The sequence below is a fragment of the Ruminococcus gauvreauii genome (assembly GCF_025151995.1).
GTDB lineage: Bacteria > Bacillota > Clostridia > Lachnospirales > Lachnospiraceae > Ruminococcus_G > Ruminococcus_G gauvreauii.
Window position 1 is genome coordinate 1,631,044 of the sequence record NZ_CP102290.1, and the last position, 23,817, is coordinate 1,654,860.

A 23,817-nucleotide genomic window follows, 5' to 3' on the forward strand; every position below is an offset into this window, starting at 1 on the left:
AAGAATATGTCTTTCTTTAATATACGATAACAGGCGTCCCTATTTCCACCGCATTAAATATTTTTTCTGCATTTTCATACGGCGTATTAACGCACCCGTGTGATCCGCCTGTCAGATAAATGTCTCCGCCGTATTCACTGCGCCATCTGTCGGCATCATGAATCCCGACATTTCCGTTGAACGGAAGCCAGAAAGTAACCGGCGACGCATACCCCTCACCTTTCAGGATCGCATCCTGTTTCTTGGCGTCAATCGCCCAGACACAGCCCGCGGGAGTATCATATCCCTTGGATACATTTCCTGTCACGACCGGTGTATCGACGATCAGGGAACCGTCTTTGAAACACCACATTCTCTGTTCCTGTATGCTGATCTCGACATAAGTGCCGCCGATATCATTCTCTTCACGGCTCTTAGCGGTATACAGATACACGGGCTCACGGCTCTCCACGACGCCGTCGTTGATCGCCTGCACCAGCGCATCCGACGTAGCCGTCTTGTTGATGCACCATCCATAATCTCCGCCTGCCTTCAGCGTGATGGTGGAACCGTCATGCTTCGTAAACTGATGTGAGAGTCCGAATGTATCATATTTCATTGCGAGTTCTTTTACATACGCCGCAACCTGATCCGTGTCCAGAGAATACGTTCCATCATCTCCCCTCACCAGCCAGCCTTTGATCAGCGTGCGGTCCACAACTTCCGTCCGCGACCCAAAGGTATATGTAATGGAGGCAGCCGTCATTTTATTCAGGCTGTCCACTTCTCTATTCAGGGCTTCATTATCGCTGTAAATCGTCGGATCGATATAGCAGCCGAGTTCTTCCAGCGAGATCGTTGTTTTTCCGGCTTTAATGGCATCGATGATCGCCTGTTTCACCTTATCACGGTCAAGCTCGTTTCCCATCACCTCCGGAACGATTTCATATCCCGTCTCATTCTCCTGCATGTATGCATTCTTCGGTTTTTCAATGTTCTCTTCCTGAAAGCAACTCATGTCGTCCATCACGGAGTCTACCAGCGCCTCGTCAAACGTCGTGTTCGCAGCCATCTCATACGATTTGCTGCTGGAGAAGGAAAGCGGCCATTTATACTGTTCCTGCTCGTCCATCAGTTCATCTACGCGGTTGTCGTCCACATAACTCAGTTTTACCTGCGGTGCCATAATCGTCTCGGTCTTGCCTCCGCGCTCTTCTATTTTCAAAGTGTACTCGTTGATCTTTTCAATAATACTTTCCTTGACTTCATCAACCGTTTTGTTGCTGCAGTCAATTCCGTTGATCGTTGACCCTTCAAAAAAGTGACTCGAATAATAAAAAGCGATTCCCAGATAGCCAATCAGCATGATCGCTATATATCCGATTAAAACGCCCAGAATGATTTTCCTGGCTCTCTTTTTATTTTTCATCTGATTTCCCTTACTTCCCTGTTTTTTTGCGCTTGTCAGGTGACAAACTGTCACAATTTCCCTATCATTGTAACACCGAATTCATTGATGGTAAAGGGTTAAAAAAAGGAGTTTTTGAATTCACAAAAACTCCTTACTTTTTAAATCATTATGATTCTCTGTGCTATTTTTCACTCAGGATTTTATCAATGCTCACAAGTTTTACACTCAGTACAAAGATATCTGCAGCAACAGAAAGTTCCTCCGGAGTCGGGAAAGACGGTGCGATCCGGATGTTGCTGTCTTTCGGATCATTGCGGTATGGATAGGTAGCGCCTGCGCCTGTCATCACGAGACCGGCCTCTTTTGCTTTTGCCACGATCGCCTTTGCACATCCTTCCAGCGCATCGAATGAGATAAAGTATCCGCCTTTCGGCCTGATCCATGAACCGATCTGAAGCCCGGAAAGCTCACGCTCCAGGACCTCGATCACCGCCTCAAACTTCGGACGCATGATCGCTGCATGTTTCTTCATATGCTGACGCATTCCGTCAATATCTTTGAAGAATCTGACGTGACGCAGCTGATTTAATTTATCATGTCCGATCGTCTGATAGAACATGTAATTTTTTGCCTCCTCCAGATTCGCCTCGGATGCAGCGAGTGCCGCGATACCGGAACCCGGAAAACTTACTTTTGATGTGGAAATGAATTTGTATACCATATCCGGATTTCCGGCCTTTTCACATTCTGTCAGAAGTTCCAGGATCACATCCTGATTTTCCGGCTCATCATACAGATGATGGATGGAGTATGCATTATCCCAGAAAATTCTGAAGTCTTTTGCTGCCGGTTTCAGATTCGCAAATCTCTTCACAGTCTCATCGGAGAAGGAGATCCCCATCGGGTTCTGGTATTTCGGTACACACCAGATACCTTTGACGGATTCGTCCTCGGCTACCAGCTTTTCCACAATATCCATATCCGGTCCGGTCGGCAGCATCGGAACATTTACCATTTCAATTCCGAAGTATTCTGTCACTGCGAAATGTCTGTCATATCCCGGTACCGGACACAGGAATTTAACCTTATCCAGTTTTGCCCACGGCGTGCATCCCATCACACCTTTTGTCATGGAACGGGCAACCGTATCAAACATGATACTGAGGCTGGAGTTACCGTAAATCAGAATGTTTTTTTCCGGCACTTCAGACATATCCGCCAGCAGTTTCCTTGCCTCCGGAATCCCTTCCAGTACGCCGTAATTACGGCAGTCAACGCCTGCTTCGCAGACCATATCAGAATCGCTCGTCAGAACGTCCATCATGCCGTTGCTGATATCAAGCTGTGCCTTCGCCGGTTTTCCTCTGGACATGTCCAGCTTCAGGCCTTTTCCCTTCACGTCCTCATATTTTCGTTCCAGTTCCTGTTTTAATGTGAGCAGTTCCTCCCTGCTCATCTGGTTATATGCTTTCATACGCGCCTCCTCGCTTATCCTTTGCTCTTTCATTCATTAAGTGTTATTTTATGAGGCAATTGACGTAATGTCAAGCACATCCTTCATTTTTATTAAAAACGTCTTAAATATCTCCGCTTTTCGCCAGTCATTATGCAATTTATTTCCCTGTTCCCTTCATTTCCGCTGGATTTCCTTCTCAATTCAGGCCTGTATGCAGGGTAATCCTGCAATCTTCTTTTAAAGGGAATTCAATAAACAGGATCTTAATGACAATTTTTCTTTCTTCTGCTATAATCGAACCATACGAAAAAGAAGGGATGGTCAAACTATGTGGATTGCTGACGGCTGGAAAGACTATGAGGTGCTTGATACCTCAGACGGAGAAAAACTGGAGCGCTGGGGAAAGTATATCCTTGTGCGGCCTGATCCCCAGGTGATCTGGGATACGCCGAAAAACAACCCCGGCTGGAAGAAAAAAAACGGACATTATCACCGCAGCAAAAAGGGCGGCGGTGAATGGGAATTTTTCCATCTGCCAAAGCAGTGGACGATTCAATATAAGGATCTGACATTCAACCTGAAACCATTCAGCTTTAAACATACCGGCCTTTTTCCGGAACAGGCCACAAACTGGGACTGGTTCAGTGATAAGATCAAAAATGCCGGACGGCCGGTCAAGGTCCTGAACCTGTTCGCCTATACCGGCGGAGCCACACTTGCCGCTGCCGCTGCGGGAGCAAGCGTCACACATGTCGATGCATCCAAGGGGATGGTCAGCTGGGCGAAGGAAAATGCTGTTTCATCAGGTCTCGGAGAAGCTCCTATCCGTTGGATCGTCGATGACTGTGTTAAATTTGTAGAACGCGAAATCCGGCGCGGAAATCATTACGATGCCATCATCATGGATCCCCCCTCCTACGGTCGTGGTCCAAAGGGCGAGATCTGGAAGATCGAGGAGGCAATTCACCCGCTGATCAAGCTGTGCGCACGCCTTTTAAGCGACAGACCGTTGTTTTTCCTGGTGAATTCTTATACTACGGGACTGGCCCCTGCCGTGCTTACTTATATGATCGCTACGGAATTGAAACGATTCGGCGGCACCGTTGACTCACAGGAAGTAGGGCTGCCGGTAACCGACAGCGGACTGGTACTGCCGTGCGGAGCGTCCGGACGGTGGGAACGGTAGATAGTCCAGTTATCTTTATCACAGGAAATAAACATTTTAAAACCGCTGCAAAACAGCAATATATTCTGACTGTTTTACAGCGGTTTTATCATTTCTTATTTACACGCTCTACCTAATTGTAATAATAGATAAACTCATCTACTTTGTTTCCGGACTTCGTTACAGCAAGACTAATGCTCCCATATCCCTTCTCATAATTGATACTTTTTAATCTCGCATTCATATCAAACGTATAATTTTGTTTCCATCCGGCATTTATGAGTTTTGTGTTCGCCTGACTGTAGCTTTCACCCAGATATACTCCGTAAAGTGTAACATTAATCCTTCCTCGATTCGACAACATATTAATGCAATTATACCCTTTGTCTACAGAAAAATATATATGCCCATCATCGATTCCATAATAATCGGGATTATAATAATATCCTCCCATTGAGGTCGAATTTTTTTCTATATTTCCCAATGCATTTGCAAGCTTATCCGGATGCTGAAAAAGATATCCCTTCAATTCGATTGTTTGTTTCTTTTTTCCATCTTGTCCGAAATAATAGGTTTGCCCGCTAACCTCCTGCCAGCCCGTCAGCATGCGCCCATATACTCCATCCCCGCCAGAAGTCTTAAAATAATACGTTCCGTCAGAAAGCTTCTTCAATCCTGTCATGGCTGCACCTTTGACACCATAATTTCCGCCCTGCACAAAATAAAACCGGTAGTTTCCAATTTTCTGCCAGCCGGTTGCCATACGCCCTCTCTGGCCTGTCATCCCCGTTCTTATAAAGTAGTAGCGCTTATTTCCGATCTTCTGCCAGCCCATGCACATCTGTCCCAGAACACCTTTCGCGCCTGTTTTCTGGAAATAAAACACTTGCCCGCCGATCATCCTCCATCCAGTATACAGCTTGCCAATATTTCCATCAGAATTTCCGGCTTGAAAATAATATACTTTGTTGTTTATTTCCTGCCAGCCGGTATACAACTGACCTTTGGTTCCTGCACCACCCGTCGTCTGGAAATAGCAGGTGTTTTCCCCCAGCGTACGCCAGCCGGTGTACAACTGACCCTTATCCCCAACATTGCCGCCGACCTGGAAATAGTATCGGTTACCATTCATTGCCCGCCAGCCCGTATACATTTTACCACGTTCTCCGGCGCTTCCACCCATCTGGAAGTAATACGCCTTTCCGCCAATGTTCTGCCATCCGGTACAAAGTCTGCCAATATTTCCAGACGTGTTATCCCGCTGAAAATAATATACTCTGCTGTTCATCACCCGCCAGCCCGTGTACATCTGGCCTTTTGCTCCCGTATTTCCGCCCATCTGGAAATAATAGGTATTACCCCCAAGTGTGCGCCAGCCCGTATACAGTTTACCGCGCTCGCCGAGTCCTTCTCCCATCTGGAAATAATACCTTTTGCCGCCAATATCCTGCCACCCCGTCAGCATACGGCCTTTGTTTTTACCGGCTTCGCCTGCTTTTTGAAAATAATATGTTTTTCCGCGGATCGTCTGCCAGCCAGTCAGCAGCATTCCCTTTGTCTTATCATTTCCGGTTTCTTTAAAATAAAAAGTCTTTCCGTCGATTTCCTGGAAACCCAGAACCCTTTTACCATTTTTTATATAATAATCATAACTTTCAACAATTCCAACACCTGGTTTCCATACCCTGGATCCCTGCCAATGACCGGAACTCTCGGTAGAAGGCGCATCAGCGGATGCAGCATTTGCTCGATCCTCCTCTGCCGCCCTGGGCAAAATCTCTTCCACAGCCTCCGGTACTTCCACATCTTCAGGCTCATCCATCGGCTGTTCCTCCGGTTCAGACTGATCGTTTTTCGGAATTTCCTCTTCTTCTGCATCCTCTTCCGGTTCCGTCACCTGATCCTCCTCCGGCACTTCCGGTATCTCCGTCTGCTCATCTTCAGGAGTCGTTTCCCCTTCCTGTTCTTTCGGATCTTCCATCAGCGGTATATATTCCACAGGTTCCGCAGCCAAAACACTTACGACACTTCCAAAAACCAGCATTCCACTTAAAATACCCGCCAAACAGCGTTTCCATAAACTTTTTCTCTTCATACGTATTTTCCCCCACTCTCCCTGATAAAATAGTAAACTAACTACTCAACTACTTTTTATAAGCCGCCACGATCTCCGCAATATACATCACATGATAATCCTTATCCGGATACCACTTCTCATCGATCCAGGCTTCCTTGAAAAGCTCCGGTTTGATGCTGTCTTCATACAGCTTTTTGCACACCAACACCAGACTGCTCTCCGCAAATGCCGGCTGCCCTTCCACTGTCTCCACATGGAAACCGACCGTCTTTATCTTATCCTCATCCCGCCCGGATACGCTGCCGATATGACCCATCTCTTTCTTATACCCGCCTCCGAAGAATGACAGTGTAAACATCTCACCGGCATCTATGAATTCCTTCGTGTACCGCTGCGGACGAATGTAGATTGTGGCCACACTTTTGCCCCAGAGCACTCCGACTCCGCCCCAGGATGCCGTCATGGTGTTGACCACCCCTTCTTTCTGGGCAGTCACGAGCATCCACTCGTCTCCGATCATCTGAAATGGATTCTTTGTGATATCCTTTACCTCTGTTTTTTGAAATGTCATAATAATTCCCCTTTCTTATAATAATAATTAAATATTACTCCCAGCCTATCCCTGTGAATCGACACCTCTGATTTCCATGATGATCTGGACAGGCTTCTTCACCCCGTCAATCACGGCAAGTTCCGTTTCTTCATCTTCTGTTTCAAAATAATATGTTGCCACACAGTTGTCCGGGCCGTCTGACCCCTGAAGTTCCAGCACATACTCTTTTCCTTTTGTCACCGCGATGTCTCCATCTGTCACCTGGTACATGCTCTCTTCCTTCACGAGTCCGAGTGTCGGCATTTCTCTCTCATAGACCACCTCCTGCGTCTCCTGATCCAAAATGCGGATATGCATCGCCGCGTCATTGATCCGGTTGTGCATGCCGAATCGAACCCTGATGCTCTCTATGACGTCTCCGTCCGCGGTGAACACCTGACGGACGCCTGCAGTGTCCGTGATATTGACGGTCCCGCAGTCAGCCGCCTCCACCTGTGTATTGTCTGCAAAAACCACCTCTCCGCGCACGGCGGATGCCAGACAGATTCCCGCGGGGATCAGGAAAGCCGCGGCTCCCGCCAGAAATGTGACCCTCAGATAATTCATCATATAATCCGGGATCTCCGTCTTGCGCACGGTCTGATATTTCGGATGATTGAACACGAAAAACACCAGCAGTATCACAAAGATACAGGTTCCCAGATTCACCAAATTGCTGTAGCCGTACACGTCTGCCATTGAGGTGGCAAATGACCGCTCCCCGATCAGGAATTTGAAAATCCCGCTTTTCATCATCGTCTGATCTGCGATGCCGCTCCACTGATTCACACTGAAGATATAGAGGGCCACGATAAATATATTCGTGATCAGCACGAACATCTTGCCGTTCCTGTTTCGGAAGATGCTGAGTACCAGAAACGGAATCATAACCAGAAACCACTGTGGGTTCCACCTGGAAAACGCAAAAATCGTAAAGCTGACCCCCGTCGCAAAATACAGCGCCCAGGAGACCAGCTCATCCAGAAGCACGGGCTTCTTGATATATGCCCACACCATTAAAAATGCTCCCATTCCCAGTATCAGGCTGATTCCGGAAATATATCCGAACTCGAAACCATTGTCCACGAAACTGAGCGCGTGGAATCCCAGCACACAGCGGTAAAAATACGGGGAGCTCATATTTGGTATGATCTCAAGCAGCACCGGGGCGATCCCAACCAGACCGTACAGTGCCAGTTTCCGGAATTTCTTTTCCTTCAGCACCAGCAGTACGGCAAAATATGCCAGCGCCTGGTATTTAAAGGTTGCCGCAATTCCCAGGAACAACGCAAACCGGAACAGACCGCCCTTAAAATAATAATACAGCCCGAGCACCATAAAAAATACCATAAAAATATCATACTGGCTGAAAATAAACTGACTGTACACCGCGATGGGACAGATCAGAAATGCAAACTTACAGATCTTTGACTTTTCCTCTCCAAAACCGATCAGCATTCCGATCTTATAGATCAGATGCGACGTCACAAAGTATAGAATGACGGGCAGCAGCTTATACCACATCAGGTTCAGCAGCGCGTCCTGAAGGATGAATCCGGGCACGCGCCCCAGCAGATACAGAGGGAAATTCCATATGGCAAATGCCAGAAACGTGCTGGGCAGGTAATTGGCATAGAATCCCTGCGACTGCTCATAGCTCGCCTTATAGAAATCCTGGAAAAATCCTTTGTAATACAAAAAGGAACGGTTTCCTGTCACGATGATATCGCCCTCAAAGAAAGTGACAAACAAAAACGCAAGAATCAGCAGTGAAATGATCCAGTCCAGCCTGCTAAGCTTCTGCATACTGACTGCCGGCAGTTCTTTCATCCAATTGATCTTCTTAATCTTCTCTTTCATTTCCATCCCCACACTCATCATCAAAATTCAGCCGCTCTTCCTCTACCACAAGCGGACGATCCAATACCCGCGTATTGATGCTCAGCACATATTCCCCCAGGAAGCCGATAAAGAACAGCTGCAGCGCTCCCAGGAAAAAGATACCGATCAGCATCGGCGCAACACCCGCGGAAAAGCGGTCCCAGTACATGATCTTAAGGATCAGATAAAAGATACCCGCCAGAAAGCTGATCCCGGAGACAAAGAAACCCAGGAATGTCGCCAGCCGCATCACTACCTTCGAGTAGGAGGTAATTCCAACCATCGCATAATCATACAGGCTGTAGAAGTTGTTTTTACTTTTTCCGGCCCTTCGCTTCTGCTGCGTATAGGGTATCGCCTCGTAGTCAAAACCCAGCTCCGCGATGATTCCACGCAGATACGGCATCGGGTCATGCAGATCCCGGACCACATCCACAAATGCCTTGTCATACAGGCCGAATCCTGTGAAATGTTCGATGTGATCGATATCCGTGATTTTCCGGATCAGCTTATAATAGCAGGAACGGATCCAGTACATCAGCTTCTTTTCCTTGCTCGACTTCTTCACTCCGATCACGATCTTGTGTCCTTCTTCCCAGGCACGCACGAAATCCACGATCATGCTCACCGGATCCTGAAAATCCGCACACATGCGGATCACACAATCTCCGGTAGCCTGCTTCAGCCCGTGCACCGGCGAGCGCATCTGACCGAAATTACGGGCGTTAAATATCGCCTTGACTCTTTTATTTTCCTCACAGATCTTACGGAGCTTTACCCGCGTCGTATCTTTGGAATGATTATCGATAAAAATAATTTCGTAGTCATATTCGGAAAGCTGCTGTTCCAGAATATCCATGATCGCCTTTGACAGCGGTCCGACATTCTCCTCTTCATTATACGTGGGAATTACTACTGATATTTTCTTTTGCATGATGATATTCTCCTTAACCACTCTGCCGTCTCCAAAACCCCCTCCTCGAAGGAGTATTCCGGCACAAATCCGGTATCTTCGGTCAGCGTGCGGATATCCGCACACAGGTTCATGACCGCACCCGCCGGGTATTCGCGCCTGCCGATCCCCGGTACAATCCCCGGATCTACGGCATCGCGCATCGCATAAATGTATTCCAAAAGCCGCCTCGCCCGACCGCTGCCGACGCAGTAGACCGCTTTATCTTTCCCCTTTTCCCCGATTAAATAAAATGCATTGCCGGCGTCTTTGCTGTACAGGTAGTCCCAGCGCTGCTCCGCTTTCGTAAATTCCGTTTGCTCCCCGCTTATCATTTTGGCAAGACTTCCCGCGATCATCGACGATTCCTTGTCATAAATGCCGTAGACGCTGAAGATCCTCGGCCATATACACTCGATTCCCAGCTCCCCGGCATAGGCAAACGCAAGCTTTCCGGCTGCCAGTTTGCTGATGCCGTACGGCGTGCGGGGATTTGCCGGGGCGTCCGGACCGATCGCATCCATATCGAGCACCCCGTACTCCGCCTGGGAACCCGCGCCGACAAAGCGTCGGCATCCCAGCTCTTTTGCCGCCTTCACGGCATTCAGCGTATATCCGATGTTATCACTCTGCAGCCGCACGCTTTGATTTCTTGCCGCACCGGTATGACCCCAGGCGATATGATAAAACGTATCGCACTCCCCGCTGATCATTCCCGGCAGCTGCCCCATATCTGCAAGTTCGCACGGCACGACATGCAGCTTTTCATGCTGCGGCAGCCTCGAAAGCTTGCCGCTTGCTTCGCGCACGGCTGCATAAACTTCAATATCATGCGCCAGACACGTCTCAATCAGTGCCACGCCGATCATGCTGGTCGCTCCCGTCACTACAATTCGTTTCATACGTTACACCTCTTCATCCACGAGCGGAATCCACATATTTTTCTTCAGCTCTTCCCGATCCAGAAACGGGTACATATCCTCAAGCGGCGCAGAGAACATACTGCCGTCGGCAAGCCGCCGGGACGCTGTCTTCGGCTGTGTATACTGCTTCTTCGTGACAAACACCTCACAGATAGCCGCGCCCTCCTGCCCGAGAACTTCTGTGAGATCCTGTCTCAGGCTCCCGCTGCTTTTCAGGCTTCTGTAAGGAAATCCATACGCCGCGGCAAGCTTTGCAAGTTCTGGGAAACTCAAATCCCCGCTCTCCTCGCCCACACCGACCAGCGGCTCACCGAAGAAGCTCATCTGGGTCTGGCGGATCGAGTGGTACCCCTCATTGTTGATCACAAACAATTTGATCGGAAATCTGTTATGCCGGATCGTCTGCAGCTCCTGCAGGTTCATCTGCAGGCTTCCCTCGCCGGTCACGCAGACCACCTCACCGCCGGATGCCCGCGCCACGCCGATCGCGGCGGGCAGGCAGTATCCCATGGACGCCGTATTGGGATTCGTGATAAATCGCTGTCCCTTCTTGATCACCGCACTCTGACTCCCCGCTACCCGTGATGTCCCGACACTGACCACCAGATTGGCACCTTCCTTCAAAAGATTCGTCATCTCATGGTAGAACGCATAGATATTGGTGCGTCCGTCCTCCAGCGTCCGGTAGTGTTCCCCCGTCACCACCGGATAGCGCTCCTTCCACAGGCGGCACTGCGCCTTCCAGTCTGTCCCCTGAAATAGCGGAGATGCCGGCGTATATCCCGCTTCTTTCAAACATTGAAGGAGTATCTGAATCAGATCGGCAGCATCCGCCACGACCGGAAGGTCCACATGGAGGTTCGGTTTCTTCAGCTCTTCCCCGTCAATGTCATTTAAAATCGTATACGCTTTCCGCGCCCAGCTCTGATACTGGAAACCGGTTTGCAGAAAGCTCTGCCGGCTGCCGATGGACAGCAGCAGGTCACTGTTCTGCACGGCAAAGTTGCCCGCACGGTCACCCGTCCCGCCGTTTCTTCCGACATACAGCGGATCGGCAGTCTCCATTGCATCCACACTGCTCATTCCGGTCACCACCGGCACGCCCAGCCGCCCTGCCAGTTCATGAAAATCATCCATGGCACCCGCCAGACGGACCCCATTTCCAACGAACAGTACCGGCCGGGACGACTGCCTGATTTTATCGAGGATCTTTTCCGCCGTCCGGCGGCTCACCTTCTCACCCGGCTCCCCGGCATCCTCCAACGGATCATATCCCCGCAGTTCATCCGTCTCCACCACAGCTCCCTGCACATCCAGCGGCAGGTCCAGCCATACGGGACCAGGCCGTCCATTCACAGCCAGATACATCGCCCTCTCCAGATGATAGCGGATGTCTTTTGCGTCCGTGACCATCACCGCATATTTCGTCATCGGCGCAACCGACGGCACGATGTCGTATTCCTGCACACCCATAGTACGCAGCGCAAGCCCCGTGCTTCTCACCGTCGTCGCATACCGCACCTGACCCGAAAGCACCAGCATCGGTATCGAATCCGTCCAGGCACACAGCACACCCGTGATCGCATTGGTGGCCCCCGGCCCGGAGGTCACGCAGACGGCAGCCATGCGGTTATCGATCCGCGCATACGCCTCCGCGGCCATCGCCGACGCCTGCTCATGGTGATGATACGTACAGCGAAGTCTGCCATGATGCCCGAACGAATCATTCAGATGCATCGCACCTCCGCCCGTCACCGTAAACACGTCGCGGACTCCGCCGTCGGCAATCGTATCCGCTATATAATCAGAAACTTTCTTTTTCATAATATCCTCATCCCTTTACTGATAATCCGGACACCTGTTCTCACAGACCATACGCTTGCCGGAGGCCTGAATGGGAATCTCATCCACGTACGTCACATCGATGACCGCTTCCTCGCCCAGATAGCGGCGGTAAGAATCCACCACAGCTGTTTCATCAATCTTATCCCGGTCTGCATTCAGGAGCAGCTCATACCTCTTTTTCTCCCACTGGATACACTTCGCCTGATGGACGACCCCTTCCAGATTGATCAGCACATTCATAAATACGTGAATCGACAGCGGTTCTCCTTTGCAATTATACATCAGAGATCCCCGGCGCCCATAAATCTCCCTGAAAATGCCGCGCTTTCTGCCCTTCTCATCAACCGTCACTTCCATGATCCCGGTATCCCCCGTATCATAGCGAATCATCGGAAACGCCCGGTTATAATAATCCGTCACCACGATCCTGCCAAGCTCGCCGGGCTCTGCCGGCTCATCGCTGTCAAGCTTCAGGATCTCGATGTAAAAGTTGTAGAGGTCTATGGTGTAATCATTCCGTCCCGGAAGCCCGATCGCGATAAATCCATTCTCATTATTTCCATAGGAACGCACCGGACGGAAGCCAAAGATATCGGTCAGCGCGTCAAATGTGGCATCCGGCAGCGCCTCGCCCATCGAGAAGATCATCTCCACATCCCAGCCCGAAACATCTATATTCATCCGTTTCATATAAGCGGCAAGCGCTGTCAGTGCACTCGAATAGCTGACCAGCACCTGAATCCTCTGTCTCCTGATCGTCCTGCAGATATCTGCAAGCGCATCGTCCCCCATGTTTGAAATGTCGATCATGATCAGGTTGTTTCTGAAGGATTTCCACTTGCTGATGGTGTTCTTTCCGTCGATCCAGACACGAAACTCCCCGCGTTTCATACCCATCCGAAATCCATTCAGCTCCATACAGGAAATAAAATTCATGTTGATGCGGTTCATCTTGTCCCCGTCACAGAGTACCGTAAACGGCGCTCCGGTCGATCCGCTCGTGGACAGGCGGTACGTCTTCTTCTGCTCCCCCTGGTAGGAGTCACAGAGAATCTCTGAAAAATGCGCGTTGTAATCCGCTTTATTCATCACCGGAAATTCGCTGAGTTTTTGGGCATCCGCACAGTGTGCCCGGTAATACGCAGAGCTGTCTTTCGCGTATTCGAGCAGCGTATGCAGCCGTCTTTTCTCATACTCTTCTGTGATGCCGTCCACGATCTCCCGTTTATTGACTGTTTTCAGTTTCTCAAGCTTTCTGCCCCTTACGGCGTCGAGCAGATTGAATGCGGTTCTCCGCAAAATTTCACCAGCCTGCATTTCCTACACCTCTTTTATCTTTTTTGTTTTTTACACAATTTTGCAAATCCCAGAGCCGTCACAGCAATTACACGCACAACATTTGCCGCCAGTACAGCACAGGAAAATCCCATGATCCCGTACTGTCCCGTCAGACAGAGCACCAGAACTGTCATCAGAATCAGATGCCCCGACTGAAGAATCAGCTGCCATTTCTCATCGGTAAATGTCAGTACCAGAATGAACAAAAACGCCGAGAACATGCCCAGCACCTGGGTCAGGTTTACGACCGTCACCAGTCCGCGCACCGCCTCATACAGATCCGGATACAGCAGTCTTACGAAGATCGGCGTAGCAATCTGACAGAATAAAAAGAACACGAGACTGACACCGCTGCCGGCCAGCACCGCCATGCCGAATTCCTTTCTGCGCAGCGTATGCTCCCTCCTGGTCAGATAAGAAATCACGATCGTGTTGATGGGCGCAATCAGCAGCACCATCGTCTTCCCGATCAGGGATACGACATAATACTGTGTAACCGCGACATTTCCAATCATATATTTCAGCGCCACGCGATCCATATTCAGTGTCACATTTGTGATCAGATAGGACAGCATCAGGAAAAATCCGCGCGAGCATGCAACCTTAAAGTAATCGCTCTTCGTAAAAAACTGCCGGAACACCGATCCGGTAACCGATACGTAGACCAGGCTGGCAGCCTCACCCGCAAGAAAGATGAAAAACCATATATCCGTCAGCCAGTACAGTCCAAATCCGATGATATACCCGATGCTCATCACCAGATAATAGACAAAAAACCTGCGGTAATTCAGGTTCAGACGGTACTCCACGTCACCATAATACCGAAATGTCGTCAGCATCAGTAAAAGCAGCGTTAAGATGACCGTCCCGGTCCCCGTCATGAAACGGATGGATGCAAGCACTGCAATCACACTGCCGATCCCCCCGAACAGCAGCAGTGATCGGTCGTAGTCCCCGTTTGTGACTGCAAATGTCCTGCGGACCACGAGCCGGCTCGTGTTGAGCGACTGTCCGACGGACGGACAGAGAATGCTCACAAGCCCCATGATATACAAAAGGCCGCCCATCTGATCCGCTCCCATATGGCGGTTCAGCAGCGGATAGATCAGCAGCTGCAGCACGCCGTTCATCAACAGCATGCCGCCCATCGTATATACCGTATTTCCTAAAATCTGTTTCTTCTGCGTCTCTCCCACGCCCTGTTACCTGCTTCCCTTCCGGTTCTGATATGTTTCACACCGGTTTTCAATATATTTTCTCTTTCCGGACTGCAGCACCGGAATCTCATCCACAAACTCAATGGAAAGCTCTGCCTGTTCCCCCAGATACGGTAAAATCCGATGTGTGATGTCCTCGATATTCATCTGCTCCCTGTCGCCGTTCAGCCACAGTGTATATTTCGTCAGATCCTCCTGAATGAAACGAAACTGCTTCACCCCGCGCACATCCCACATGTTGTTCGTGATGATATACGGAGTCAGCGCCTTGCCGCCGCAGTCATAGATCAGATCGCTGCGTCTGCCGTAAAGCTTTGTCAGATAGAGCTTATATTTTCCATCTTTCACTTTCCTTGATGCCACCGCAGTATCCCCGTTATCGTACCGCAGGATCGGAAACGCGTAATTGTACAGATCCGTGATCACGATCCGCCCAAGCTCTCCGGGTGCCGCGGGTTCATCGCTGTCCATCTTCAGAATCTCATAGTAGTAACTCTCGGTATCGATCTGATATCCCTCGTCTTCTTTGTTCTGAATACCCATGATACCGTTTTCTTCATTGGAGTACCAGGCCCGCACCGGGCAGCCGAACTGCTTCTGCAGCTTTTTTCGGAAATCCGGCGCCATGGATTCCGAGATCGGGATGATCGATTTCACCCTGAATCCCGAGGTGTCCACCCCGTGATTTGTGATATAACGGCTGAGTTCTTCGAGCGCCGAGGAATAGCCAACCAGGCACTTCACTCGTTTCCTGCGGATGACAGCAAGCATCCTTGCCAGACCCTCGTCATCCATGTTGGAGCTGTCCATCATGATCATATTTTCCATCAGAAGTGACAGCCTGCTTTTCTTAACATTGCTGACCCACACACGGATAAATGCTTCCTTCATGCCGATATAGTATCCGCCCGCCGCGCCCAGAAAGATGCCGCCCGCCGTGTTATGATGGATCTTATCCCTGTTCTGAATCATGGAAAGCGGGGTTCCTGTGGAACCGCTGGTACACATGATACGGTTATCCGGCGCATCCTTATGTACCGAGGATATAAACGCGTCATACTGATCGCGGAATGTATCTTTATTTACAACCGGCAAGTCGGAAAGTCTGCTGTCCGGATCATAGTCCTTATAGAATTCCGTCGTCTGCACGGCGTGACGGATCAGTTTGTGAATCTTCTGTTCCGTCTCCGCCAGGGAGGTCCCCCCATAAAAGCCGCGGCGTATCTGGTCATAGTATCTGCGCACAGGAGCGCCGCGAAGCCTGTCGAGCGTCCAGAATCCGAACCATCTTAATTTTTCATCAAATGACATCCGTCATCCTCCCAAATCATGCTTCTTTCAGCACGTTTATCATGTAATCAATCATCTCATTCGTCATGCCCGGATAGACGCCGATCCAGAATGTGTCCGTCATAATGCGGTCCGTCACCGTCAGTTCCTGCGGCACCCGGTAGCCCCGGCCCTCGGAACGCATCTGGTCAAAGCACGGATGCTTGATCAGATTGCCGGAAAACAGCATTCTCGTCTGAACGCCTTTCTTTTCTGCATACTGTACGACCGCATTGCGGTCCACGCCTTCCCTGCAGGTGATCAGAAAGCCAAACCAGCTCGGGTCGGAGTTCTCACACGCCTCCGGAAGAATGAACTTCTCCTGCACATCGGTAAGCCCCGCCTTCAGGCGTGCAAAATTTTCCTTTCTCCGTGCCACAAAGGACGGGAATTTTTCCAGCTGTGCACAACCTACAGCCGCCTGCATGTCGGTCGCCTTCATATTATATCCAAAATGCGAGTACACATATTTATGATCATATCCGAGCGGAAGTTCTCCGTACTGCTTGTCAAACCGGTGTCCGCAGAGGTTGTCACAGCCTGACGGGCAGACACAGTCGCGCCCCCAGTCACGGAAAGAACGGACGATCTTGTGCAGCAGCGGATTGTCTGTGTACACGGCGCCCCCCTCTCCCATCGTCATATGATGCGGCGGATAGAAGCTGGACGTTCCGATATCACCGATCGTTCCGGTAAGTTTTGTCTCGCCATCGATCGTATAAGTGCTGCCGAGTGCGTCGCAGTTGTCCTCAATCAGCCAGAGTCCATGCGCATCGCAGAAAGATTTCACCGCTTTTAAGTCAAACGGATTGCCGAGTGTATGGGCAATCATCACCGCTTTGCTCCTGTCAGACACAGCCTCTTCCAGCTTTGTCACATCGATATTGTACTGAGGAATCGTCACATCCACGAATACCGGCACCGCACCGTACTGAATCACCGGAGCCACCGTCGTCGGGAATCCCGCCGCAACCGTGATGATCTCATCTCCCGGCTTTACCTGACGATCGCCGAGAAGCGGGGAGGTCAGCGCCATAAATGCCAGTAGATTGGCGGAAGAACCCGAGTTTACCAGGGAGCAGAACCGGATCCCCAGGTATCTGGCAAAATTCTCCTCAAACTCATCCGTATAGCGCCCGGATGTCAGCCAGAACTCCAGCGCACTGTCCACGAGATTCGTCATCTCTGTGCGGTCATAAACTCGGGAGGCATAAGGAATACGGTCTCCCTCCTCAAAACATTTCTTCTGGTTGTGATATTTATCACAGTAAGCGCCGACCATCTGCAGAATCGCATCTTTTGCTTCCTGCTCTGTCATATGTTCAAACATCTCTTTCATCCTCCGTTTCTATAAATTCCTATATTTTTCCGCCGTCTGAACTGTTACATAAATTCTTTAATCTGCGCATCCATGCAGGTACAGACATCTTTTCCTCCCAGATAGGCCCTGGACCATTCTACCGTCTTCTCAATAGCTTCCCTCACGTGCCAGCGCGGTTTCCAGCCAAAGACATGCTTCATCCTTGAGCAGTCCAGCTTCAGAAAATTCGCCTCGTGCGGTCCGTCCTCCGACTGGCTGATCCATGTCTGTCCGTCTCCCCACGCCTCGCAGAACATATCCACCAGCTCGCCGGTCGTCACGCAGTCCTCATCATCCGGTCCCACATTATAGTATCCTGCAAAGCGGCTGTCCTCATACTGTCTCCTGGCAATCAGAAGATATGCATTCAGAGGCTCCAGCACATGCTGAAACGGTCTCGTGGAGAATGGGTTCCGAACCCTGATCGGCTCTTTTCTGGCCGCTGCACGGATGCAGTCGGGAATAATGCGGTCGTTCGCGAAGTCTCCGCCCCCGATCACATTTCCGGCACGTGCGGTGGAGATGGCCGTCTGACCGTCCGCAAAGAAGGAGCTACGGTAACTGTGCGTCACCAGCTCCGAACAGGATTTGCTGTTGGAATAGGGGTCAAAGCCGTCCAGCGCATCCGTCTCCCTGTATCCCCACTCCCACTCATGGTTATGATACACTTTATCTGTCGTAACATTCAAAAAGGAACGCACACTGCCACACTGCCGCACACATTCCAGAATATTGACTGTCCCCATTACGTTTGTCTCATACGTGTAGACGGGATTCTTATAGGAATCCCGCACGATCGGCTGTGCCGCCAGATGGAGCACAATCTCCGGCCGCACCGTATTCATTACCTCCGACAGATGATGAAAGTCCCGGATATCTCCGTTCACCGACTCCATCTGCTGTTCTATACCGCAAACAGAAAAAAGATTCGGCTGGGTCGGCGGTTCCAGGGAATACCCCGTCACCCGTGCACCCGCACCGGTCAGCATACGGCACAGCCAGCTCCCCTTGAAACCGGTATGTCCCGTAACCAATACCTTTTTTCCTCTGTAAAAATTCAAATCCACCATCACTTCCACACCTTCCAGGGCGCCCGTCCGGACAGCCACATCTCCTCAAGTTTTTCTTTCTCGCGCATCGTATCCATGCACTGCCAGAAACCGCTGTGCCGGTACGCATTCAGCTGAGAGCGGCGGGCAGCCTCCTCCAGCGGATACCGCTCAAATACCGTCTCATCCCCCTCGATCAGGTCTATCATCTCAGGCTCCAGTACCATGAAACCGGCATTGATCCAGCCGCCGTCCTCTTTTTTCTTTTCCTTGAAATTCGTGATCGTCCCGTCTTCCAGGATATCCAGCACGCCAAAACGGCCGTCCGGCTGCGCCGACGTGATCGTTGCCATTTTTCTGTGTGTATGATGAAATTTTACAAGCTCAGCAATGTTGACGTCCGACACACCGTCCCCGTAGGTCAGCAGAAATGTGTCCTCCTCCAGATATTCACGAATCCTCTTAATACGTCCCCCTGTCATCGTCATAAGCCCCGTATCAATCAGTGTCACCTTCCAGGGTTCGGATATATTATTATGTACGATCATCTTATTTTCTTTTGTAAAATCAAATGTGATATCGCTGTTGTGCAGATAATAATCCGCGAACCACTCTTTGATCACATGCTGCTTATACCCGCAGCAAATGATAAATTCATTGTAGCCGTAGTAAGAGTACAGCTTCATAATATGCCATAAAATCGGTTTTTCACCGATCTCAATCATCGGTTTAGGCTTCAGGTGGCTTTCTTCGCTGATTCTCGTCCCGAATCCGCCTGCCAGAATTACAACTTTCATTCGTTCTCCATTCCAACTTTTGTGATTTTATTCATACTGAAATGCCAGGGTCCCAAGGTAAAAGGTCGTTCATGCTTGCATGATAAGGCATTTTACCTTGGGACCCGCCAAACATGAGGAAGCAGCGATTTACACAGTAAATCAGCGAATTCCGAATGTTTGCAGGGTGCTGAGTGCCAGTGGCACTCGTTTAGCACCGACCGCAGCAGAGCGGAGATGTGGGAGCGCCTTGTGCGAAGCAATCCGTGGCATCAGTGGGGGGCAAAATGCTTTTTGACCCCAACATCATACTGTTACTATACTACAAAATGAGCCTCAAGAAAATGGTTTTCTATGATTGTTTCAGCATCCGAAGCTCCTCCAAGGCAATACAATTGGGGATTTCGTTCTCCCGCACTGCCCGGACGCATCTCTCATATTCCATCCAGCAGACGGAATCCACCTCTTCCGCCTGCAGGCACAGATCACTGAGGTCAACGTTTCTCCACAGCAGATAGACCCTGCTGACCTGATTGTCCCGGAATATATGACCGTGAAAGGTCTCCTGCCACCGAACCCGGCGAAGTCCTTTGTCAATGAGCTCTGCGGCCCCTGCACAAATTCCCAGTTCCTCTTTAAGCTCGCGAAGCGCAGACTCCAGATATCCCATACCGGCAGGGATATGTCCGGCCGAGGAGATATCGTAACAGCCCGGATGTGAATCTTTATTCATACTTCGTTTCTGAAGCAGCAGTTCCATTTTATGATCCTGATTCTCTCTTGCAATCCACACGTGTGACGTGCGGTGCAGATCTCCGTCCCTGTGAACAGCATTTCGTTCTTTTGTAACACCCGTAGGAAGCCCGTCTTCCGTCACGATATCCAGATACTCCATCTTCTTTATCCTCCTGCCGATCGTTTTTTCTATCCTATCACCAAAAAGCAGAAAGGACAACTGGATCAGGCCGTCTTCTTCTTGTACCCGCATTGTTTTTAAAGTAAAATAAACTTAGATAAAAACTTCCTAGGTAATTGCGAAACAAGTTCGTAATCTTGATTCCAAACAGGGTAGAATTGCTGCATTGCAGCAATTCTAAGATAAAAGTTACAGTTTTCATAAAATAGGCGCACTTAATAAAGCTATGAAACTATTAAGTTGGTAAGACCTACGCAATGAGCGGTTTGATACTTCGTATAAATTGATGTTGATGTATTTTGTCAGCTAGCACGACTGAAATAAGTTGTGTTATTCCTGAAAGAATAAGGTCTGCATGAAGTGTCCTTTCGTTTTGAGTCTTACGACCAGCAAGTCCAAAGCAGTCTTTGAAGTGATTTATGGAACGTTCGACTGTTGTACGGATTTTATATATTGAATCCCATTCGGCAGTACCACGAAGTGTACCAGGATAGGCACGAAGATCTTTTTCGGGATAAATGTATATCATGCGGCCGCATTTGGAATTCGTGCAAGGACTATCACAAGTACATTTACGATGTGATTTTTGCGTTTCAGGATTATAATCCCAAATCATTTTAGGACATACGAACTTGTATCTTGGAACCCCGCTGCGGAGTTTGGAGATACATTCATATTTCATTGGGAGTGTTTCATCTTTTGGACAGCAAGGGATGCCATCTTCATTGATTTTGTAATCAACATTTTCAAGATGAGATCTTGAATTTAAGGGAATATATGCAGCCTTAAAGTGTTTGTCCCCGCCAAATGTATCACCGGTGAGAAGCGATTTATATAATCCTACAGAATCAAAAGCAGCATCACCAAGAAAAGTTTTTGGATTTATCAGAGGATGCGCCTTGAAGAAGTCCTGCAGCATTGGAATGAGGAGCCTTGCATCATGAATGGATTTATCTTCATCAGGAGAATCAGATTTCTTGTTTGGAACAAGTTCAGGATGGGCCAATAAAAAGTCCTTATTGTAAAACTCAAGATGACGGACAATGCCCAGACCATTTGTGACAATACCGATCTTATAAGCGTAGCAGAAATGACCATCGACATAAAGCTGCTTGATTTGAACATTAGAAGCACAATGAGCTGGCATAGATCCATAAGCAGCCTTGTAAGGGTCAAAGTTAGAATCAAAGTGATTTGCTTTTGCATAGGCTTTTAGCTGTTTGATGATTCGGTTAGCAAACTTTGGATTATTTTCAGTTACCCATGCTTCGATTCCAGAAGAATCAAAAATGGTCATGTTGGCTTTTTCAAAATCAATTGCTTGGCAGATAGGTTCGGTAACATCAACAAGGTTATTGAAAACTAATTGTAAGTCCGAAAGAAAGACTTGTTTAAAACGAGTGATTTTAGATGCATCAGGAACTTTGGTAAAGCCACAGAACTCACGAAGATGTCTGGAATACTTGAGAAAAACAAGAAGTAAGGAATCAGTCGGAATTGAAAAAATCCGCTGAATAATAAGTGCCCATAAAAAGGCATGCAAAGGGTATTTACGGGATCTACCCGTTGATGCATAGAAGTGATTCCGGAAGGAATCGGGAATAATTTCATCAAGATCGATGTTTGATTGAAGAAGTGACAGAAACTCAGGCTTGTCAGATTCATAAATTTCCTGACAATCTGAAAAAACATCTGCCAATGAAAGCTGATTACATGGTATAATAGCCATAAGATAACTCCTTTCAGGGTTTTGTTTAATTGTTTCTCGACAATTCAATTATAACATACCTGTGAGGAGTTATTCCATTTTAAACAGTAAAAAAGCCTGCAAAATCAAGGCTTATGGCGTTTTGCAAACGCCTAATAAAAACTTCCGAAAGCGAGGAGATACCATGATCTGTTATGAAGGTACGATTATAACCTGTAACGAAAACAATGCCATAGCCGGCTATCTGGTGGAGGACGGCGGAAAAATTCTGTATGCAGGTGATACACTTCCGGCACAGTATCAGGCCTGCAGGCGCATTTCCCTGGGAAACCAGGCTCTTTTGCCCGCATTCGTGGATACGCATCAGCATTTTGCCAGTTTCGCCACCTTCCATGCAGGTCTTAATGTCATGGACGCCGAATCTAATCAGGAGATCGCCGATATGATTGCCTCTTTTTTAAAAACCTGTAAGAATAAGACGCTGATCGCATTCGGCGCGTCCCCCTGTTCTGTACGGGAAGGACGCCTGATCAGCAGAGCCAAACTGGATAAAGTCTGCCCGGATAAGCCGGCGATGGTCGTGAAATATGACGGGCATGCCTGCATTATCAATTCTCTGCTACTGAAAAAACTTCAGAAGAAGCTTGCAGGGCTGCGCGGTTACCATCCCGATACCGGTGAGATGAACCAGGAGGCCTTTTTCGCCGTCTCCAACTATATTACCAATTCTCTGTCCATCGTTGAACTCGTGCAAAATATGCAGCGTGCCATGGACTATATGGCATCCGTCGGAATCGGCACGGTGCATTCTGTCAGTGGTGTGGGCTTTCCGTTAAATCTCGATATTTCACTGGAAAAGTGGATGGCTGCCAGCGCTCAGAGCGGTTTCCAGCTGCGCATTTTCCCCCAGTCCATGGACATCCGCACGGCTCTTCGACGAAAGCTGCCCCGGATCGGCGGATGTTTTTCCAATGCCCTGGACGGCTGTTTCGGTTCGCGTGACGCGGCATTGCTGAAACCGTATGAGGGCAGCAGTTCTAAAGGCGTTTTGTACTACAGTGACGCTCAGGTCGCTGACTTCTGTAAGGCAGCCAACCGGGCCGGTCTGCAGATCGAACTCCATGCGATCGGTGACGCCGCTTTCGAACAGGCTGCCCGTTCGATAAAAGCCGCTCTGGATGATTATCCCCGCACGGATCATCGGCACGGGATCATCCACGCCTGCCTGCCGACAGCTGAAGGTCTGGAAGTCTGCAGAGAATATCAGATTCAGCTTCCCGTGCAGACGGCATTTACCGACTGGAAGCAGGAGCCGGATTCTTATCTGGAAAGCATTCTCGGCAGCAGAAGTTCCATGCTGAATCCGCTTCAGACGATGTGGAACAAGGGTCTTATTCTCTCTGCGGGGTCCGATGCTCCCTGCACTGCCCCCAACCCGATTGCATGGATTCATAAAGCCTGCAATCATTCCAATCCCAGTCAGGCGCTTACTCTTGACCAGGCGCTTCGCATGTGTACTTATAACGGTGCCTGGGCCACCTTCGATGAGAAGCTGCGCGGAAGTCTGGAAGCGGGCAAACTCGCCGACATGGTGCTGCTTTCCGCAAATCCCTATGAGGTTCCCAGAGAGCGTCTGCAGGAGATTCAGGTCAGACGCCTGTATCTTCAGGGCCGTCCTTACCAACAGCAGAGCCGGTCTGCCGCCGGCGCTTTGTTAACCGGTATTTTTTCGCGCAATGCCAAATAATATGGTAAGTTCACAGACAGAGATATTCTGAGGCATTTGCTATCCCTCCATTTGGGCTTCGAAAAAAGAAAGGCAAACTGTCATACGATGTTGACA

17 protein-coding genes and 1 pseudogene are annotated in these 23,817 nt (G+C 49.3%); 2 read left to right on the top strand and 16 right to left on the bottom strand.

The genetic code is table 11. The annotated features are described in order from the left end of the window. Positions 1 to 16 precede the first annotated feature (16 nt). Together NQ502_RS07930 and NQ502_RS07935 are read right to left on the bottom strand one after the other, a co-directional pair. Complete coding sequence (locus NQ502_RS07930; RefSeq protein ID WP_028527644.1) at positions 17 to 1,408, bottom strand: L,D-transpeptidase family protein; 1,392 nt, start codon at positions 1,406 to 1,408, stop codon at positions 17 to 19. 163 nt (positions 1,409 to 1,571) lie between these two features. Further along, positions 1,572 to 2,864: a PLP-dependent aminotransferase family protein gene (locus NQ502_RS07935; RefSeq protein WP_028527645.1), complete on the bottom strand. Its 1,293-nt coding sequence runs from the start codon at positions 2,862 to 2,864 to the stop codon at positions 1,572 to 1,574. Between the two features lie 310 nt (positions 2,865 to 3,174). On the opposite strand from NQ502_RS07935, the gene NQ502_RS07940 reads away from it, so the two are divergent. Next, complete coding sequence (locus tag NQ502_RS07940; RefSeq protein ID WP_028527646.1) at positions 3,175 to 4,032, top strand: class I SAM-dependent methyltransferase; 858 nt, start codon at positions 3,175 to 3,177, stop codon at positions 4,030 to 4,032. Between the two features lie 112 nt (positions 4,033 to 4,144). On the opposite strand, the gene NQ502_RS07945 is transcribed toward NQ502_RS07940, so the two are convergent. The 14 genes and pseudogenes from NQ502_RS07945 to NQ502_RS08010 all read right to left on the bottom strand — a co-directional run bounded on the left by NQ502_RS07945 (position 4,145) and on the right by NQ502_RS08010 (position 21,989). Further along, entirely contained in the window at positions 4,145 to 6,106 is a 1,962-nt protein-coding gene (locus NQ502_RS07945; RefSeq protein ID WP_028527647.1) for an N-acetylmuramoyl-L-alanine amidase family protein, read from the bottom strand. Between the two features lie 49 nt (positions 6,107 to 6,155). Further along, positions 6,156 to 6,659, bottom strand: coding sequence for a flavin reductase family protein (locus NQ502_RS07950; RefSeq protein WP_028527648.1), 504 nt, complete (start codon positions 6,657 to 6,659; stop codon positions 6,156 to 6,158). Positions 6,660 to 6,704: 45 nt separating this feature from the next. Next, a complete protein-coding gene (locus NQ502_RS07955) occupies positions 6,705 to 8,540 on the bottom strand; it encodes a hypothetical protein (protein WP_169579907.1) in 1,836 nt (611 codons plus the stop codon). Continuing rightward, a complete protein-coding gene (locus NQ502_RS07960; protein ID WP_028527650.1) occupies positions 8,524 to 9,495 on the bottom strand; it encodes a glycosyltransferase family 2 protein in 972 nt (323 codons plus the stop codon). Before NQ502_RS07960 ends, NQ502_RS07955 begins: the two co-directional genes overlap by 17 nt. Continuing rightward, positions 9,474 to 10,415, bottom strand: a complete 942-nt coding sequence (locus NQ502_RS07965) for an NAD-dependent epimerase/dehydratase family protein (protein WP_028527651.1) — start codon at positions 10,413 to 10,415, stop codon at positions 9,474 to 9,476. Before NQ502_RS07965 ends, NQ502_RS07960 begins: the two co-directional genes overlap by 22 nt. Before the next feature lie 3 nt (positions 10,416 to 10,418). Further along, on the bottom strand, positions 10,419 to 12,260 hold the full coding sequence (locus NQ502_RS07970) for a thiamine pyrophosphate-binding protein (protein ID WP_028527652.1): 1,842 nt from the start codon (positions 12,258 to 12,260) through the stop codon (positions 10,419 to 10,421). Positions 12,261 to 12,275: 15 nt separating this feature from the next. After that, a complete protein-coding gene (locus NQ502_RS07975; RefSeq protein WP_028527653.1) occupies positions 12,276 to 13,598 on the bottom strand; it encodes a phenylacetate--CoA ligase family protein in 1,323 nt (440 codons plus the stop codon). 14 nt (positions 13,599 to 13,612) lie between these two features. Next, positions 13,613 to 14,815 carry a lipopolysaccharide biosynthesis protein gene (locus NQ502_RS07980; protein ID WP_028527654.1) on the bottom strand — a complete coding sequence of 401 codons (1,203 nt, stop codon included), beginning with the start codon at positions 14,813 to 14,815 and terminating at the stop codon, positions 13,613 to 13,615. A 6-nt stretch (positions 14,816 to 14,821) separates the two neighbouring features. Next, entirely contained in the window at positions 14,822 to 16,147 is a 1,326-nt protein-coding gene (locus NQ502_RS07985; protein WP_028527655.1) for a phenylacetate--CoA ligase family protein, read from the bottom strand. A gap of 16 nt (positions 16,148 to 16,163) precedes the next feature. After that, positions 16,164 to 17,495, bottom strand: a complete 1,332-nt coding sequence (rfbH, locus tag NQ502_RS07990; RefSeq protein ID WP_028527656.1) for a lipopolysaccharide biosynthesis protein RfbH — start codon at positions 17,493 to 17,495, stop codon at positions 16,164 to 16,166. Positions 17,496 to 17,548: 53 nt separating this feature from the next. Then, positions 17,549 to 18,595 (bottom strand): CDP-glucose 4,6-dehydratase, encoded by a 1,047-nt coding sequence (gene rfbG, locus NQ502_RS07995; RefSeq protein WP_341349390.1) that lies wholly within the window; start codon positions 18,593 to 18,595, stop codon positions 17,549 to 17,551. After that, complete coding sequence (gene rfbF, locus NQ502_RS08000) at positions 18,595 to 19,371, bottom strand: glucose-1-phosphate cytidylyltransferase (protein ID WP_028527658.1); 777 nt, start codon at positions 19,369 to 19,371, stop codon at positions 18,595 to 18,597. The genes rfbG and rfbF overlap by 1 nt, the downstream gene beginning before the upstream one ends. A gap of 331 nt (positions 19,372 to 19,702) precedes the next feature. After that, the gene (locus NQ502_RS08005; RefSeq protein WP_028527659.1) at positions 19,703 to 20,245 is read right to left on the bottom strand and encodes an NUDIX hydrolase; all 543 of its coding nucleotides are present in this window, start codon (positions 20,243 to 20,245) and stop codon (positions 19,703 to 19,705) included. A gap of 351 nt (positions 20,246 to 20,596) precedes the next feature. Beyond that, positions 20,597 to 21,989 (bottom strand): annotated as a pseudogene (locus tag NQ502_RS08010) (transposase). Positions 21,990 to 22,158: 169 nt separating this feature from the next. Between NQ502_RS08010 and NQ502_RS08015 the strand changes: the two are divergent. Next, entirely contained in the window at positions 22,159 to 23,721 is a 1,563-nt protein-coding gene (locus NQ502_RS08015) for an amidohydrolase (RefSeq protein WP_028530046.1), read from the top strand. Positions 23,722 to 23,817 lie beyond the last annotated feature (96 nt).